The sequence below is a fragment of the Devosia sp. genome, from assembly GCF_048261455.1.
GTDB lineage: Bacteria > Pseudomonadota > Alphaproteobacteria > Rhizobiales > Devosiaceae > Devosia_A.
In genome coordinates, this window is the sequence record NZ_JBLXGA010000034.1 from 1 (window position 1) to 16,784 (window position 16,784).

The 16,784-nt window shown below is 64.8% G+C and carries 16 protein-coding genes; 8 read left to right on the forward strand and 8 right to left on the reverse strand.

Annotated features, from left to right (window positions below; translation table 11 throughout):
* The 8 genes from ACN0TK_RS18250 to ACN0TK_RS18285 form a co-directional block, all read right to left on the reverse strand.
* Positions 1-332: hypothetical protein (locus tag ACN0TK_RS18250; RefSeq protein ID WP_417310976.1), on the reverse strand; the 332-nt coding region annotated here is incomplete at its 3' end.
* Positions 333-366: 34 nt separating this feature from the next.
* Positions 367-1,866 (reverse strand): M81 family metallopeptidase, encoded by a 1,500-nt coding sequence (locus ACN0TK_RS18255; protein ID WP_417310977.1) that lies wholly within the window; start codon positions 1,864-1,866, stop codon positions 367-369.
* Positions 1,867-1,883: 17 nt separating this feature from the next.
* Positions 1,884-3,167, reverse strand: a complete 1,284-nt coding sequence (locus tag ACN0TK_RS18260; RefSeq protein WP_417310978.1) for an amino acid deaminase — start codon at positions 3,165-3,167, stop codon at positions 1,884-1,886.
* Positions 3,168-3,171: 4 nt separating this feature from the next.
* Positions 3,172-3,990, reverse strand: coding sequence for an HpcH/HpaI aldolase family protein (locus ACN0TK_RS18265; RefSeq protein WP_417310979.1), 819 nt, complete (start codon positions 3,988-3,990; stop codon positions 3,172-3,174).
* Positions 3,991-4,005: 15 nt separating this feature from the next.
* Positions 4,006-4,791, reverse strand: a complete 786-nt coding sequence (locus ACN0TK_RS18270) for an SDR family oxidoreductase (RefSeq protein ID WP_417310980.1) — start codon at positions 4,789-4,791, stop codon at positions 4,006-4,008.
* A 3-nt stretch (positions 4,792-4,794) separates the two neighbouring features.
* Entirely contained in the window at positions 4,795-5,754 is a 960-nt protein-coding gene (locus ACN0TK_RS18275) for a Gfo/Idh/MocA family oxidoreductase (protein ID WP_417310981.1), read from the reverse strand.
* A gap of 7 nt (positions 5,755-5,761) precedes the next feature.
* A complete protein-coding gene (locus ACN0TK_RS18280) occupies positions 5,762-6,538 on the reverse strand; it encodes an SDR family NAD(P)-dependent oxidoreductase (protein ID WP_417310982.1) in 777 nt (258 codons plus the stop codon).
* Between the two features lie 9 nt (positions 6,539-6,547).
* Positions 6,548-7,555 carry a Gfo/Idh/MocA family protein gene (locus ACN0TK_RS18285; protein ID WP_417310983.1) on the reverse strand — a complete coding sequence of 336 codons (1,008 nt, stop codon included), beginning with the start codon at positions 7,553-7,555 and terminating at the stop codon, positions 6,548-6,550.
* A 338-nt stretch (positions 7,556-7,893) separates the two neighbouring features.
* On the opposite strand from ACN0TK_RS18285, the gene ACN0TK_RS18290 reads away from it, so the two are divergent.
* From ACN0TK_RS18290 to ACN0TK_RS18325, 8 genes are all read left to right on the forward strand, one after another.
* Positions 7,894-8,646 carry an FCD domain-containing protein gene (locus ACN0TK_RS18290; protein WP_417310984.1) on the forward strand — a complete coding sequence of 251 codons (753 nt, stop codon included), beginning with the start codon at positions 7,894-7,896 and terminating at the stop codon, positions 8,644-8,646.
* A gap of 83 nt (positions 8,647-8,729) precedes the next feature.
* Positions 8,730-10,361 carry an ABC transporter substrate-binding protein gene (locus tag ACN0TK_RS18295; RefSeq protein ID WP_417310985.1) on the forward strand — a complete coding sequence of 544 codons (1,632 nt, stop codon included), beginning with the start codon at positions 8,730-8,732 and terminating at the stop codon, positions 10,359-10,361.
* A gap of 78 nt (positions 10,362-10,439) precedes the next feature.
* Positions 10,440-11,402, forward strand: a complete 963-nt coding sequence (locus ACN0TK_RS18300; RefSeq protein WP_417310986.1) for an ABC transporter permease — start codon at positions 10,440-10,442, stop codon at positions 11,400-11,402.
* A 2-nt stretch (positions 11,403-11,404) separates the two neighbouring features.
* Positions 11,405-12,352 carry an ABC transporter permease gene (locus ACN0TK_RS18305; protein ID WP_417310987.1) on the forward strand — a complete coding sequence of 316 codons (948 nt, stop codon included), beginning with the start codon at positions 11,405-11,407 and terminating at the stop codon, positions 12,350-12,352.
* Between the two features lie 5 nt (positions 12,353-12,357).
* A complete protein-coding gene (locus ACN0TK_RS18310) occupies positions 12,358-13,383 on the forward strand; it encodes an ABC transporter ATP-binding protein (protein ID WP_417310988.1) in 1,026 nt (341 codons plus the stop codon).
* Positions 13,370-14,410 carry an ABC transporter ATP-binding protein gene (locus tag ACN0TK_RS18315; protein ID WP_417310989.1) on the forward strand — a complete coding sequence of 347 codons (1,041 nt, stop codon included), beginning with the start codon at positions 13,370-13,372 and terminating at the stop codon, positions 14,408-14,410. The genes ACN0TK_RS18310 and ACN0TK_RS18315 overlap by 14 nt, the downstream gene beginning before the upstream one ends.
* A 24-nt stretch (positions 14,411-14,434) precedes the next feature.
* Complete coding sequence (locus ACN0TK_RS18320; RefSeq protein WP_417310990.1) at positions 14,435-15,364, forward strand: dihydrodipicolinate synthase family protein; 930 nt, start codon at positions 14,435-14,437, stop codon at positions 15,362-15,364.
* Positions 15,365-15,408: 44 nt separating this feature from the next.
* Positions 15,409-16,329 carry a dihydrodipicolinate synthase family protein gene (locus ACN0TK_RS18325; protein ID WP_417310991.1) on the forward strand — a complete coding sequence of 307 codons (921 nt, stop codon included), beginning with the start codon at positions 15,409-15,411 and terminating at the stop codon, positions 16,327-16,329.
* Positions 16,330-16,784: the final 455 nt, after the last annotated feature.

Genomic DNA, 16,784 nt, shown 5'->3' on the forward strand with positions numbered 1-16,784 from the left:
TCCACGATCGGCACTAGCGGGCCGGGCCGGACAAACGTATAGCCGGTCGCCAACAGGCTCCCGTCCGCGAGCGCCAGCGGCTTGAAGCTTTCGGATTCCGGCGGGTCGCACTCGGCCGCATGCAACCTGTGCGGCACCGTCCAGCTGCGCCCGTCGTCAGCGCTCAGCGCCACATAGGCGCGCATGTCGGCGGCGTCGAACGCCTGGCCGATCGAGAATAGCGCGACGATCGTGCCGTCACTGCGCCGCGTTAGCCCTGGAAACACCGCCTGCCGGCTGACCAGCAGCGGATCGGGGTTGGCCCACAGCGTTCCGGTTTCGAGCAGACGCATTCCGGCCTCCCGCCGCTTGCGCGCCTAGGCGCGGTCAGTCGAGCGCGATCGTCTTGCCGCGCAGCTTGGTATAGGGCAGCCGGGTCAGGTCACTGGTGCACAGCCCTGGGCTGTCGACATTGAAACTCGCGCGCTGGATCGGGTCATAGGCGGCGCGGTGCGACACCGCCGCCTTGATCACCACATAGCTGGCGTCCTCGGGTCGCAGCCCCTGCGAATGATACTGGCCGAGGTCCATCGGCGCCGTCTTCCGCTCTGAAAGCAGGATTTTGGCCTGGGCGTTCTCCACCACCGCGCAGCGCCCCATGCGATAGGTCGTGCCGCCCATCGAGGCCATGTGCGAATGCTTGTTCTCGAGCTCGAACACCCCGTCGCTGAGCGACTTCACCACGCCCTCGAACGGCATCGGGGCGCCGTGATGCGCGTCCGTCTTGCCGCCGATGCTGAGGCGCACCGTTGCGCCGACCCCGACTTCGAAGCACGCCGCGACAGCCTCGCCATCGGCGATCGCCGCAAGGACGCCGGTCCGGCCCGCCGCCAGCAGTGGCGCCAACAGCCCCGTCGCATCGCCGGGCGTGCCGCCGCCGATATTGTCGGCCGCCTCGATCAGCAGCACCGGCCCTTTGCCCGGTGGCAGCGCGTCGGCCTTGCTGAGCGCCGCATCGAGGCTGTCCTCATGCGGATAGCCCGAGCCGATATCGGCTTCCAGAACCTTCACCAGATCGTCGAGATGCGCCGCCGCGGCATTGGTCGAACCGCGGGTGAGGCAATTGAGGCTGAAGCCGCAGATTGCGATGTCGGAATAGGCATAGCCCGCCATCACGCTGATCGAGAGGATATCGGGATCCTTCGCTTCGATCGCCCGCGCTGCCGCCAGAACGCTCTTCATCGGCTTGTCGGCGGTGCCGACTCCGGTCGGCGGCAGCACATACTGCGTCGCCCGGTGCACCTGCTTCAGCCCGGGCTCCTCGAGCGCCACGCCCAGCAGCTCCGCCGTCGCCACCGCCGCCTCATAGGCATCGGTATGCGGGTTCTCGCGATAGGCGCGCAGCACCGTGGCGTTCTCGACCATCTCCTCAGAGATATTGCCATGGAGGTCCAGCACCGCGGCGACAGGGAGGTCTCCGCGACCCGCCGCCACCAGCCGCTCGCGGATGGTCTTCAGCACCAGTCCCTCGACGTCGTCCGAACTCTCGCTCACCATCGCCCCGTGCAGCACCAGGTAGATGCCGTCGATCTCGGCCATATGGCGGTCGAGCCCGTCGAGGAAATGGCTGAGAAACAGCACCACCACCTCGTCCGTCACCTTGCCGGCCGGGTTGGCGCTGAGCTGGATCGTCGGGACGATGCGCCAGCCTTCCCGCTCCGCATGGTCAATGAACCCGGCGCTCGGCGAGCCATTGCCGCGGTTCTTCTCCACCACGTCGGCGCCGAGATTTATGCCGCTGACCTCGAACTGCTTGAGCCCGGTCTTCTGCGCCAGAAACGTGTGGGTCTCATGGTAGAGCCCGCCGAACAGAATGGTCTTGGTCATCGTCGTGGCGCCCGAACTCAGAAGAAGGTCATCATGCCGTCGATGACGGTGTAGTCGTCGTCGACCACCGGCAGCAGCCGCCATTTGTCGAAGGCGGTGCAGGGGTGCGAGACCGCGCTGCCCACGAGGTCGCCGATCTGCCAGTCGGCATCTTCGCCGAGCCGCACATAGCCATGCTGGTCGTTGGTCGCGAACACCTCGGCGGTCCCGACCGGCAGCATGCCGACCCCCGGCCGGTAGCGCTTGATCGGCTTGGGCAGCCCGGAGTCATAGGGCACGTCGCGCTTCCCCATCGACAAAAACGCCAGCCCCGGCTCGGGCAGCGACTGCACATAGGCCCAGGCCTCGAGCGCCGGCTCGAGGTCCGATTTCCACGAGCGCCGCGGGTCGGCCTTGGCCTGGTCCTGCGCCGCCTTGTACGACCCCTCGTCATTGGTCACATAGCAGCCCGAGCGCAGCACGACGCGCACCGGAATAGGAAGCTCCAGCGTCACGAACCGGTCGGCGATGATGTCGAAATGCGACGAGCCGCCACCGCTCAGGATGAACTCGTCGAGCCCGGCATAAAGCGTCTCTGGCAGCGCCGCCGCCGTCTCGACGATGAACTGCGCCAGCTCGTCGACCAGCATCGGGTTGTCGGCGAGCCCGGGGATCACGCCTTCGAAGGTCGCGAACCCTGCGAACTTCACCAGCGACGGGTCGGTCGCCGCCAGCTTTTCGGCGAGGTCCAACGCCTCTTCGCGCGTCCGCAACCCGGTCCGCCCACCCGCGACGCCGATCTCGATCAGCGCCTTCAGCGGTCGGGCAGGGCGGGTTTCACCCAGGTGCCGCACGATATTGTCGAGCTGCGCGGCGGAATCGAGAAAGAACATGAAGTCGAACGCCGGATCCGCATCCAGCATCTCGACGACGCTCGCCACATGCGCCTTGCCCAGCAGCTGGTTGGCCATCAGGATCCGCTCGACGCCATAGTGCCGCATCACCTGCACCTGGTTCACCGTCGCCGCGGTCATCCCCCAGGCGCCATTGTGCAGCTGTTCGTCGAAAATCTGCGGGCTCATCGTCGTCTTGCCATGCGGCGCAAACGACAGCCCGTGGCTGGTCAGATACTCCCCGAACACCCTGGCATTGTGGTCGAGCGCGCTGCGTCTGAGCACCATCAGTGGCAGCGGCAGATCTTCGGCGAGGACGTTCCAGCCCTTCTGTCCGATCTCGTGCAGCGGAAACGGCGCAGTCGTTCCAGGAATCCCCTTGGTCCGCCCATCGATCAGCGTGTGGCGCAGCGAATTTAGGTTGATCATCGGCTCAGCGCCCGATCTCGTCGAACGCCGACAGCGCATCATCGGCGTAGCTTGCGAGCGCAATCACGTCGGCGCCGATATTGAGCAGGTTGTAGCCCATCGACACATAGTCTTTCACATTCGCCTTGCCGGCCACCGTCGCGGCAATCTTGCCGTGCCGCCGCGCCACTTCGGCCACGCGCTCGCGCACCTTGACGATCTGCGGGTCCTGGATCTGGCCGGGAATGCCGAGCCGCATCGAATAGTCGCCCGGCCCGAAGAACAGCCCATCGACGCCCTCGATCTCGGCCATCGCCTCGATCTCGTCCAGCGCCTCGGGGTCCTCGATCTGGTGCAGCACAAACCGCTCGGTATTGGCCGCCGCGATATAGTCGAGCATCCCGACGCGGGTATACATCGCGTCATTATTGCCGCCGTCGATGGCGCGGCGCCCCAGCGGCATGAATTTGGTCATGTCGCGCACCGCCCGCGCGTCGGCCGCGCCCATCACATGCGGCACGATAAGTCCCGTCGCGTCTGCTTCGAGCGGCCGCACGTAATCCGAATAGCTGCCGCGCGCGACCCGCACCAGCGTATCGACATCCGACGCCTTGGCCGCGCGGATCTGATGCTCGATCGCCTCGAGGCTCGCCGTCGTGTGCTCCTGGCACAGCCACAGCGCATCGGGCTGCGCCTGGGCGAAAATCTCCGCCACCTTGGCGTCCGACGTATTGAGTTTCAGTACCCGCGCCACGCCCCCGGCGGCGATGGTGCGCAACACGCGGCTGGGCCGCATCTTGTACTGGGTGGCGGGTCCGGCGGCGTAAGGCTGTGCGTCTGGCATGATCTCAGTGCTCTGTTATTTTGCGGTGTAGCCGCCATCGACCGGGATGTTCGTGCCGGTCACATAGGCGGAGGCGTCCGAGGCGAGAAAGATGATGGCGCCCATCAGGTCGGTGTCATTGGCCATCCGGCCCAATTGCGTCCGGTCGGAATAATTCTGGACGAAACGCTCCGGCTGGCCGCTGTAAAGCCCTCCGGGCGACAGGCAGTTTACCCGCACATTGTCCTTGCCCAGAATGCTCGCGGCCCAGCGGGTGAAATTCAGCATCCCGCCCTTTTCATAGTGATAGATCGGCGAGGGATCCGGCATCATCTCGGTGCCGTCATAGTTGGCCATCTCCAGCCCCACCATGCCCATCATCGAGCCGATATTGATGATCGAGCCGCTCTTTTGCGCCGCCATGCTCTTGCCGAACAGCGACGTGATCTTGAACAGCGCCGAGGCATTGACCCTGAGGCTCCGGTCATAATCCTCGAGCTTGTGGTCCCAGCCCGAAATCGCCGAGCGCGTCACCGCATTGTTGACGAGGACGTCGCAGCGTCCGGCCGCTTCGATCACCGTCGCATGCAGCGCCTCGATGGAGGCGTCCGCATCGAGATCGAGCGCCAGCGCCGTCACGTCATGGCCCGCCGCGCGCTCCTCCGCCGCGACCGCTTCGAGCTTCGTCTGGTCGCGCGCCGCGATGAACACCTTGCCGCCGCCGCCCGCCACCGCCGCAACGATCTGCCGGCCGTAAAGCCCCGCGCCGCCGGTCACCACCACGACTTTCCCTGCCAGCGAAAAGCTGTCCAACACGCTCATAACTCAGTCTCCGAAGGTCGACAGCAGGATCTCCGTGCCGCCCGCCTCGCGGCTTTCGATTCCCGCGATCAGCAATTGCATCAGTTCTTTCGTCTGCGCGAAGGGCACCGGCGGCACCCCGGTGCGCAAAAACCCGACATAGCTTTCGAGTTGCGCCTTGAAGGCGGTGAACGTGTCGAGGCTGCGCAGCGTCGTCCCGCCATGCGTCCCCGCCAGCGTCACGAAACCCGAGCCGCCGATCTGGTCGGCAGTCGTCGTGATCACCACGTCGATCCCCTTGCTGTGCTTGAGATGCACCACATTGCGTTCGGAACTGCCGGTGTTGCGCACCGAAACGAAGCCCGGCCCGACGATCGGATAGATCGATTCGAGCGCATGGATGCCGTAGGTCTCCCACTTCTTCGCCATGGTGACGAACACGGTGCGCAGCGCGCCGAACTCGTGCGTTGCGCCGTGATAGGGCGCGAACTCCTTGGCAAAGCGCATCCCCGACGACGAAATGATCGGCCGCCGCGCTCCGATCCAGCGGGTGAAGGTCGCGAGGTCTTCGCGGTTGTCGCACAGCGGCTTGTCGACGAACACCGGCAGCCCCGCCTCGACGAAGGGCCGCGCCCGCTCGACATGCTCGAACCCCTTGTCGGTGGCGATCACCACCGCATCGACCTCGGAGATCACGTCCTCGGGCGCCGCCACCACATTGGCGATCTGTGCCACGGCGGCAACCTGCGGCGCCTCGGCCGGATCGTCAGTCCACACATGCGTCACCTCGACGCCGGGAATGCCCAGCGTGTCTGCCGGCTGCTTGCCGACATAGTCGATGATCGCGGGGTAGGGGCACTTCGCCAGCGCGTCGGCGTCATAGCGCCCGTTGATGATCATCGACCAGGAATAGGGATGTCCATTGCCCTCCACCATGCCCAGCATGGCGAGCTTGATCGGGCCGTCTCCAAGCGGAAATGTCATAGGGTCCTCACCATGCGGTCCACCCGCCGTCGACGCCCAGCAGCTGGCCGGTGATATAGCTCGCGGCATCTGAAATCAGGAACACGGCGGCGCCGGCGGTCTCGTCCTGCCGCCCGATCCGGCCGAGCATCGTTCGCTCGGCGAGCCCGGCCACGAACTCCGGAAATGACTTCTCTACCGCGGCGTGCGGAAACGGCCCGGGAAACAGCGCGTTGACCCGAATATTGCGGCGCCCGTAGTGCCCGGCCATGTAGCGCACCATCTGGTTCAGCCCGGCCTTGCCCACCCCATACTCGATGGCGTTCGGGGCCATGCCGTCGGGATAGTCGCCCGGATTGGGCGACACGACGCCATACATCGATGAGTAATAAACGATCGACCCGCCGCTCCCCATCGCCTCGGCCGCGGCGCGCCCGAGAATAAAGCTGCCGATCAGATTGATCTGGTTGGCGAAATCGAAGGTCTCCGCGTCGAGCGCATCGAAGCTCTTGCCGGAGTTGAACGCCGTCGCGACCACCAGCCCGTGCAACCCGCCGAACGCCGCCTCAGCCGCCGCAACGCACTGCAGGATCGAGCCCTCGTCCGCCATATCGAGCGGCAGGCTGGCCACGCTGCCAGCCCCCGGTGCCGCGGCAACGGCCTTCTGTGTTGCGTCCAGCCGGTCCGCATCGCGGTCGGCGATAATCACATTGGCGCCCTGCGCCTTCAGCAACAGGCACACTGGCGTGCCGAGATAGCCCGCACCTCCGGTCACCAGCACATTGCGTCCATTAAGGGCAAACATCGCTTGGCCTCACGCGTTCAGGGTGACGATTGTGCGCTCGGTCCAGCTGCGCTTGGCCGCCAGCGCGATGGCGAGATTCTGCCGCGCCTCCTCCAGCGTTGCCAGATGGCATAGCTTGCCCTCGAGGGCATCGAGCAGCGCATTGGCCTGGATCGCGAACCGCGCCTGATGCGCCTCCATCGGCACCAGGCCAGCCATATGGTCATGCGTCTGCCGGGGTGTGCCACTGTCGTCATCGGCAAGGCTCAACACCGAATGCTCGAGCACGAGGTTGCCGTCCGTGCCGATGAACTCGGCGCGGTTGGTATTGGGCTTTTGGAACTGGTTGATCGTCACATTGGCCATCGCCCCGCTTTCGAAGCGGATGTTCACGAGGCAGGTGTCCTCGGTCTCGGTGCCTTCGAGCACCAGCCGGTCATACATCGCGCCCACTTCCACCGGACGGCCCATCAGCCAGACCAGCAGGTCGAACCAGTGGCTTGCCGCGTCGAGGATCGCCCCGCCGCCCATTTCCGGCCGCGCATAATAGGTGCGCTGAAAGTCCGGCCGGTACTTGGGAAACTCCTGCGACGAGTTGATATAGCTCAGCCGCAACGCGCCGATATCGCCGGCCTGCACCTGAGCCCTCAGCGCCAGCACCTCGGGCGCGACGCGGCGGATATAGCCGACGCGCGCCAGAACGCCCGCTTGGCTCACGACCGCCAGCGCCGCATCGACGCCATCCATGGTCACCGCCAGCGGCTTTTCGACCATGAAACCAAGCCCCGCCTCGGCGCAAGCCAGCATCAGCGGCACATGCAGATGGGCCGGCGCACAGATCACCGCGAGATCGAAACTTCTGAGGTCGGCGTCCGAGAGCGCCGCATAGGCATCTTCGAGCGCGAAAGCTGCCGCGGCCTCGGCCCGACGCCCGTCATCGGGCTCGACGATCGAGACCGCAGCGCGTCCCGTCGCCAGGTATCCGCGCAGGTGCCGGCGGCCGATGCCACCACTCCCGATTACCAGTACCCGTTTCATCTTTTGCCCCACCCGGGTGTCCGCAAGGTCGCTTGACACCCCAAAAAACTATGTTGTTATGTTAATGAGATATCTTTAGCTGTCAACGAGGTGCCTGGGGCGGAGTGATGGGATTGCGGCAGATACACCCAAACCCTGGCATGAATTTCCGCAGCATGCGGAATTCCAGCCCTTTGGCGCAAGCCCATTCCAAAAATTTACGACATCTGCCGCGCGGGCCGCATCGGCGCAGCGCGAGCCCAAACAGCTTCAGTCACGCTTTGCACAGGTTTGGTCGACCAAAACATACAAGTTTGACACCAAATTGCGTTCTGTGGTTGCCTGTTCCGAGGAGAACGGTGAGGGAGATCGGTCTTTTGGGGTCGACGGATATCGCGAGCATCCTCGCGACAGAGGTACATGAAGGCGTTTATGGCGCAGGCGCCATGCTCCCGTCGGAGCGGGACCTGTGCGAGCGCTTCGGCGTTGGCCGCACCACCATCCGCGAGGCGGTGAAGCAGCTCGAGGCCATGCGGCTCGTCGATCTGCGCAAGGGGCATCGCCCCCGCGTCGTCTACCCCACGCTCACCCAGCTGCTCTCCAGCATTTCCGATGCGTCGCGTCTGTTCTTCCGCGGCACCGAGGGCGGTGCGCATATGGAGCAGGCCCGTCTGTTTCTCGAAACCAGTCTCGTGCGCTACGCCGCCGAAAGCGCCACGCCGGCGCAGATCGGCCGCATGGTGGCCGCCATCGAGCGGGCCGATCGCGCCATCGACGATCTGCCGCGCTTCCGCGATGCCGACGTCGAATTCCACCGCGCCCTGGCCGAAGTGCCGGGCAACCCGATCTTCATCGCGCTGCATGACGCCTTCGTTGGCGGGCTGATGCGCGCCCGGCCCAATCCGCGCAACGTCACCGCCCATAACCGGCGCTCCAACGACGAGCACAAGGGCGTGGTTCAGGCGCTCATGGCCCGCGATGCCGAGGCCGCCGTGGCCATTCTCACCACCCACCTGGCGCGCAACTACTCGATCTACGTCAACCAGGTTCTGACGCCGCCGGACCCGGCTGCACCGCACGCCGACACCAAGCTGCAGGCGGTCGACAACTGACGGAGCGCATTACGACGACCTGCCGGGTGGCCAAGTCGCCCGCGCAGCACTGCCAAGGACTTTCACAAAAGAGGGAAACGAACATGCTGATGAGAAATATGATGGCATTGGGCCTTGCCGGCCTGATGTCGACCACGGCGATCGGTGCCGCAACGGCGCAGGCGATCAACGAAAATCCGCTGTCCGATCCGCGGGTGCGTCAGGCCATCGCCTACGCCATCGACATGCAGACCATCGTCGAGACCATCTTCGAAGGGCAGGCCGTCCGCGCCGTCGGTCTGCTGCCCGATGGCCCCAACAAGCCCGACGATCTCAACCCTTATGCCTTCGATCCCGACAAGGCGCGTGAGCTGCTCGCCGAAGCCGGCTGGGACTCAAGCCAGACCCTCGACGTCGTCTACTACTATTCCGACCAGGCGACTGCCGATCTGATGGCCGCCATGCAGGCCTATCTGGGCGATGTCGGCATCAACATGAACTACCGCATCCTCGAGGGTGATGTCGGGGCGCAGATTGCCATTCCGCCCGAGGACCCGGTCAACGGCCCGTCCGTCGTCACTTGGGACATGCTCTATGGCGCCCGCGCCGCGCTCGCCATGCAGGAATATTTCAACCGCTTCGGCCCCGGCCTGATGCCGACCATCCCCAATATCCCGGAGATGAACGAGCTGGTCGCCAAGGTGAACAGCACCCCCGATCCGGAAATCCAGCGCGAAGGCTATTTCGCGATGGAGCGCATCATCAACGAGAACGCCTACATCATCCCGCTCTACTACCAGCAGCTGTACACCTACGACAGCGACCGGCTGGATCGCCATGGCGCCCCCTATGGCAACGAGCAGTACAACTACAACTGGGGTGTGGAGAACTGGACCATCGAGCCGGACGCGGACGGTAAGAAGGTCATGTACACGAACTCCGCCCCGGCCCAGTTCTTCGAAGTGCCGTGGCAGAACCTGGGCATCTGGGTGCACAACAAGTTCGCCTTCGACACAATTCTCGAAGCTGACGGTTCGCTCACCCCGATCGGTGGCGAAATGGCCGACACCTACGAGATCAGCGACGACGGGCTCACCTTCACCTTCACCTTGAAGGACGGCCTCAACTGGCACGATGGTGAGCCGATCACCGTGGACGACGTCACCTGGTCGATCGAGACCGCGATCAAGTTCCCGATCACCAATCCGGTCGTCGCCGCGACGCTGAAGAAGATCGAGGGCGCCGAAGCCTTCCTCGCCGGTGACGCCGAGCACGTCTCGGGCCTCAGCACCGAGGGCAGTACGGTCACCATCGACTTCGCCTCGGTCGACCCCAACGTCCTGCTGACCTTCTCGCAGTTCGCGCCGCTGCCGGCGAAATACTTCGAGGATGTCGACCCGATCAATCTGCAGCAAGCCACCTACTGGCAGAAGCCGATCGGCTCGGGCCCGTTCATGATCGATGAGGTCGTGATGAACGATTACACCACGCTGGTGCCGTTCGAGGGCTACCACAAGGGCACGCCGAAGATCGAACAGATCATCGCCCGTCCCTCCGGTGACGGCGACGGCAACCTGCTGGTCAACGCCACCGCCGGACGTGCCGACTTCGGCTACACCAAGATCGCCGGCGACGTGCCGGGCCTCGAGGCGCTGGACTTCATGAACGTCCACCCGATCGACATCCCCTATACCCGGATGCTGTGGATCAACCAGTTCCCCAAGCCGTCCAACTGATCTGACTGCAGCGGGGCGTGCGGCACACGCCGTTCGCCCCGCCCGATTTCCTGACGCGATAGGGATACGCCTGACGCCATGTTGACCTACATTATCAGGCGTACCCTGATCCTCATCCCGATGGCGTTCGTCATCTGCTTCCTCGTCTATTTGGGGCTCGAACTGACCCCGGGCGACGCCGTCTCCCACATGATCAGCCCCGATGCGATGGGCAGCATGGACCCCGCCCAGCTCGAGGCGCTGCGCGAGTCCCTGGGCCTCGGCCAGCCCTTCTACGTCCGCTTCTGGAACTGGTTCACCAATCTCATCCAGGGCAATTTCGGCTACTCGACCAATGGCGGCGTGCCGATCTCCTCGATCATCGCCACGCGCCTGCCGGCAACGCTCGAACTCGCGGGCGCCGCGCTGGTCATTTCCACCATCGTCGGCAGCCTCCTCGGCATCGTCAGCGCCCTGAAGCGCGGCAGCAAGACCGACAATGTCCTCACCGTCATCGGCATGCTGGGCGTCTCCATCCCCGAATTTTTCTTCGGCCTCGTCGCCATACTGATTTTCGGCCTCAATCTCGGCTGGCTGCCCGTCGGCGGCCGCTCGCTGCCCGGCTATGTCACCTTCTGGGACCGGCTGCCGCATCTGGTGATGCCGGCGCTGGTGCTGTCGATCATGCTCACCGCCGGCGTCATGCGCTACGCCCGCTCCTCGATGCTCGATGCGCTGAGCCGCGACTTCATCAAGACCGCGCGTTCGAAGGGCCTGCCCGAATGGCGCGTCAACCTGCTGCACGGCTTCCGCGTCGCGCTCACCCCGGTGGTCGTCCTCATCGGCTTCCGCCTGCCGGTGCTCATCGGCGGCTCGGTGATCATCGAGCAGGTCTTTCAATGGCCCGGCATCGGCAATGAATTCATCTCCTCGGTTCGCTCGCAGGACTATCCGGTGGTGATGACCATCGCGCTGCTCTCGGTCATGGCCGTGCTTATCGCCAGCCTGATCGTCGACATCCTCACCGCGCTAATCGATCCGCGCGTCCGGCTGGGAAGCTGACCATGAGCCTCAACACCTTGCCCCCCGCACGTCCCCTCCGCCGCACCGCCCGCGACGCGAAATTCGACCAGATCCGCGACCGCGAGGAAGCCGGCACGGCCCGCTCCCGCGGCGGCTCGCGCGCCGTCAACAAGTTCCTCAACAACCGCCTCGCGGTCATCGGCCTCACCATTTTCACGGTGATCGTCCTCGCTTCGATCTTTGCGCCGCTCCTCACCTCGTGGGATCCCAACAAGATCAACCTGCGCGCCATGCTGCAGCCGCCCTCGCTCGAACACTGGTTCGGCACCGACCGCACCGGGCGCGATCTTTTCTCCCGCGTCCTCTACGGCGGGCGCATCTCCATCCTCGTCGGCCTCGGCAGCGCCATCCTCGCCGCCATCGTCGGCGTCTTCATCGGTGTCTTCACCGGCTATGTCGGCGGCTGGCTCGATGCGCTCGCCATGCGCGTCTCCGAGATTTTCATGTCCTTCCCGCAGATCATTCTCGTGCTGCTCCTGGTCTCGATCCTCGGCCAGTCGCTGTTCAACCTGATGCTGATCTTCACCCTCACCGGCTGGGGCGGGCTCTACCGCATGTCCCGCGCCCGCATGCTCAGCCTGCGCGAGGAAGAATATGTGCTGGCGCTGCGCAGCTTCGGGCTCAGCCGCGCGCTGATCGCCTATAAGCACATGCTGCCTAATGCGCTCGGCCCCATCGTCGTCAACATCACGCTGTCGACCGCCGCCTTCATCCTGCAGGAGGCCGGCCTGAGCTTCCTCGGTCTCGGCGTGCCGCTCTCCATCCCGACCTGGGGCAATATCCTCAACGTCGCGCAGGACCTGCGGGTGCTGCAGAACAACTGGTGGATCTGGCTGCCCGTCGGCACGGTGATTTCGCTCTTCGTGCTCAGCGTCAATTTCATCGGCGACGGCCTGCGCGACGCCACCGACCCGAGCCAGCAGGGATGACCGTCATGACCGCAACAACTGAGACCACCCAGGATGTCGCGATCAGCGTGCGCGACCTGAAGACCTATTTTTACACCAACAATCGCTGCAACAAGGCGCTCAACGGCGTCAGCTTCGACATCAAGAAGGGCAAGACGCTCTGCATCGTCGGCGAAAGCGGCTGCGGCAAGTCCGTCACTGCCGCGACGATCATGCAGCTGCTGCCCGATCTGGCACGCATCGAAGCCGGCGAGGTCGTCTATCACGCCGAGCGCGGCGATATCCCGCTGCATAGCCTCGAGCGCAACGGCGCCGAAATGCGCCGCATCCGCGGGGCCGAGATCGCCATGATCTTCCAGGACCCGATGACCGCCCTCAACCCGGTCTATTCGGTCGGCTTCCAGATCAAGGAAAGTCTGAAATACCACGTCAAGATGACCGGTGCCGCCGCGCACCGGCGGGCGATCGAACTGCTCAGCGAAATGGGCATCGCCTTGCCCGAAAAGCGCGTCAACGACTTCCCGCACCACTATTCGGGCGGCATGCGCCAGCGCGCCATGATCGCCATGGCCATGGCCTGCAACCCCAAGGTGCTGATCGCCGACGAGCCCACCACCGCGCTCGACGTCACCATCCAGGCACAGATCTTCGAACTGATGGACAAGCTCAAGCGCGAGCACGGCACCGGCATCATGCTCATCACCCACGACATGGGCGTCGTCGCCGAACTCGCCGACGATGTCGCCGTCATGTACATGGGCAATATCGTCGAGGCCGGCACCGTCGATGAGGTGCTGCGCAACCCCTCGCACCCCTACACCAAGGCGCTGCTCGAATCCGTCCCGGTGCTCGGCAAGGGCAAGAACCAGGACATCACGGCGATCCGCGGCTCCACCCCCGATCCGCTGGATCGGCCCAAGGGCTGCCAGTTCGCCGATCGCTGCGACTTCGCCATCGACAAATGCCAGCAGATGCCACCTGAGGAATTCATGACGTCCACCCACCGGGTCCGCTGCTGGCGGCACGAGGAGCTGTCCAATGCAGCCAGCTGACGATGTCATCCTGCGCCTGCGCGGGGTCAAGGCACATTTCCCAGTCAAGGCCGGCGTCTTCAAGCGCACCGTCGGCCATGTGAAGGCCGTCGACGGCATCGATCTCGATGTCTACCGCGGCGAGGTACTCGGCCTCGTCGGCGAAAGCGGCTGCGGCAAGACCACGCTCGGCAAGGCCATCCTGCAACTGGTGCAGCCCACCGCCGGCGAGATCACCTATCGCTCCCCCGAAAGCGAGGAAACCGATCTCACGACGCTCGACAACGAGGGCCTGACGCCCTTCCGCAAGCGCTTGCAGATCGTCTTTCAGGATCCCCATTCCTCGCTCAATCCGGCCTTCACCATCTTCGGCTCGCTCGAGGATCCGCTGAAGAAATACGGCATCAAGTCGCGCGAGGAACGCCGCAAGATCATCGGCGACCTGCTCGAAGCGGTGAACATGCGCCGCGAGTATATGGATCGCTATCCGCACGAATTTTCCGGCGGCCAGCGCCAGCGCATCGGCATCGCTCGTGCGCTGAGCATCGAGCCCGAACTGATCGTCTGCGACGAAGCGGTCTCGGCCCTCGACGTCTCCATCCAGGCGCAGGTGCTGCAGCTGCTGATGAAGCTCAAGGATGAGCGCAATCTCACCTATGTCTTCATCACCCACGATCTCAGCGTCACCGAATATATCTGCGATCGCGTCGCGGTGATGTATCTGGGCCGCGTCGTCGAGCTCTGCCGCGCCGACGATCTCTTCGCCAATAATTTGCACCCCTATACCGAGGCACTGCTTTCGGCCATTCCGGTCGCCGATCTCGACAAGAAGACGGATCGCATCGTGCTCCAGGGCGACGTCCCGAGCCCGGTGAACCCGCCGTCCGGCTGCCCCTTCCATCCGCGGTGCCGCTACGCCAAGGACGTCTGCAAGTCCGTCGAGCCGCCGCTCAAGCGCTACCAAATCGGCGGCCACGATCATTTCGCTGCCTGCCATCTCATCGACGAGCCGGAGGTGGCGCCCGAACAGAGCGCCGCCACGGTCTGACTTTCAACCCTGGAGCCCAACCCCGTGTCCGCGCGCAAACTGTCTGAAATCGGGGGCGTCCTGCCCGCCCTCGTCACGCCCTTCGATCAGGACGAAGCCTTCGACGAGGGCCGCATGCGCTCTATCGTCGATTTCCTCGTCGGTCGCGGCGTCAATGGCCTCTACATTGCCGGCAGCACCGGCGAGGCCTTCATGATGTCGCCCGAAGAGCGCAAGCGCGTCCTCGAAGTGGTGGTGGACGAGGTAAAGGGGCGCATCCCGGTGATCGCCCATGTCGGCGCCATCAGCACCTATCATTCCGCCGATCTGGCGCGCCACGCCGAAAAGGTTGGCGCCGATGCGCTCTCCGCGGTGCCGCCTTTTTACTGGGGCTTCACCCACGACCAGATCGTCGGCTACTACCGCGACATCACGGCGGCCACGGGCCTGCCCATGTGCGCCTACAATGTGCCGCTCGCCGGCCTCTTCGGCTTCGACCTCATCAAGCGTCTCGCCGAAATTCCGGGCGTCGAGGGCATCAAGTACACGGCCCCCACCCATTCCGAGATCATGCGCATCAAGGCCGAGATCGGCTCCGATTTCGTCATCTACTCGGGTGCCGACGAAATGGCGATGTCGGGCATGGCTTTCGGTGCCGATGCGATCATCGGCAGCTTCTACAACACCATCCCCGAGGTCTATCTCGCCTTGCTGGAGGCCATGGCCGCCGGCGATCTGAAGCATGCTGAAGAGTTGCAGGCGACCGCCAACGCCATCATCTACTTCACCCTGGCGCGCAGCCCCAACGCCGCCATCAAGCGCACCATGGCCTGGCAGGGCGCCGACGCCGGCTATTGCCGCAAGCCGTTCACCAACTACTACGACGCGGCCGCCGAAGATCAGCTCAAGGCCGAATATGCGGCCCTCAAGTCCGAGCGCAAACTCACCGGCGTCAACTTCCTCGACGCCCTCTGATCCGAGGGCGCCGCAACCGCTCAACGCACGAGGGGAGTTTTCGATTGGCGACAGCACGACCCCACGGCAACTGGGCCTCGCTGCTGTTGCCGATTGCAGACGACGACAGCATCGATTTCTCCCGCCTCGCCGAAGCCATCGACAGCCTGATCGCAGCGGGCGTCGATGGCATCTATTCCAACGGCACCGCTTGCGAATTTTACGCCCAGACCGAAGCCGAGTTCGACGCCATCCAGGCGCTGCTCGCCGGAAAATGCAGCGCCGCCGGCATGGCATTCATGATCGGCGCCAGCCAGACCGACCCCATACTGCAACTGGCCCGCATCAGGCGGGCTGCGCAGCTGCGGCCGCGCGCCATCCAGGTCATCCTGCCCGATTGGTGGCCGGTCTCGAACGACGAGGCGCGCGCCTTCCTGCTCCGCGCCTCCGAAGCCGCTGCGGGCATCGATCTGGTGCTCTACAATCCGCCGCACGCCAAACGTGTTCTCGCACCCGCGGATCTCGCTATAGCGACAGATGGCACGGCCGTCGTTGCCACCAAGCTGACCATGCTGGGCGATGATTTCTTCGCCGAGGCACGGCAGCATCTCTCTCATCTGGCCGTCTTCGTGCCGGGTCATCACCTCGCAACCGGCCAGCGCGAGGGCGTCGCGGCGGGCGCCTTCTCCAATGTCGCCTGTCTGTCGCCGCGTGGTGCCCAGCGCTGGACCGATCTGATGGCGACCGATCTCGCGGCCGCGCTGGAGATCGAGACCCGTCTCCGCGCCTTCATCACCGGCCACATCATGCCTTTTGCCGAGGCTGGCTATTCCAACGCCGCGCTCGACAAGCTTCTCGCGGCCATCGGCGGCTGGGCCAATGTCGGCACCCGTCTCCGCGCCCCATACCGGTCGATCCCCGAAACCGAGGCCCTGGCCCTCCGCGCTGTCGCAATGGCCCAGATCCCCGAGATCATGCTCACCTAGTCACTGACACGACGGCTCTCTCCCCCTCATTGCCGGGCCTCTCCCGGCGATCCAGCCGACGTGACCTTCAACTTATCCCCGCCCGCAAACCCGGTGCGATACTCGTCCTGTCCGCGCACCGAAGCGAGATCATGACGAGTGGTTGGGGCGGGGAGACCGGGTGATGCGAGGGTCGCCTTGCATCAGGCCGAAAGCACGTCGGCATGGTCCGGTTCGCCGGACAAGCCGCTATCACGCCACGCATGGCAGGATGCTGGCCATGCGGGGAGGACGCGCCGCCCGGCATCGGGCGGTGGGGGAAAACGATCGGCCGGGCAATCCTGGGATCGCGGAAACCCGGTTCTCCGGCGATGCGGCACGGGATGCACCCGGGCTCACGTGCCATACGCCCAAAACCCCGGCCGGCCGGCGAGGCGCGAGCCTCATTTTACCTGCGGACCAACCGCGTCGGGGCA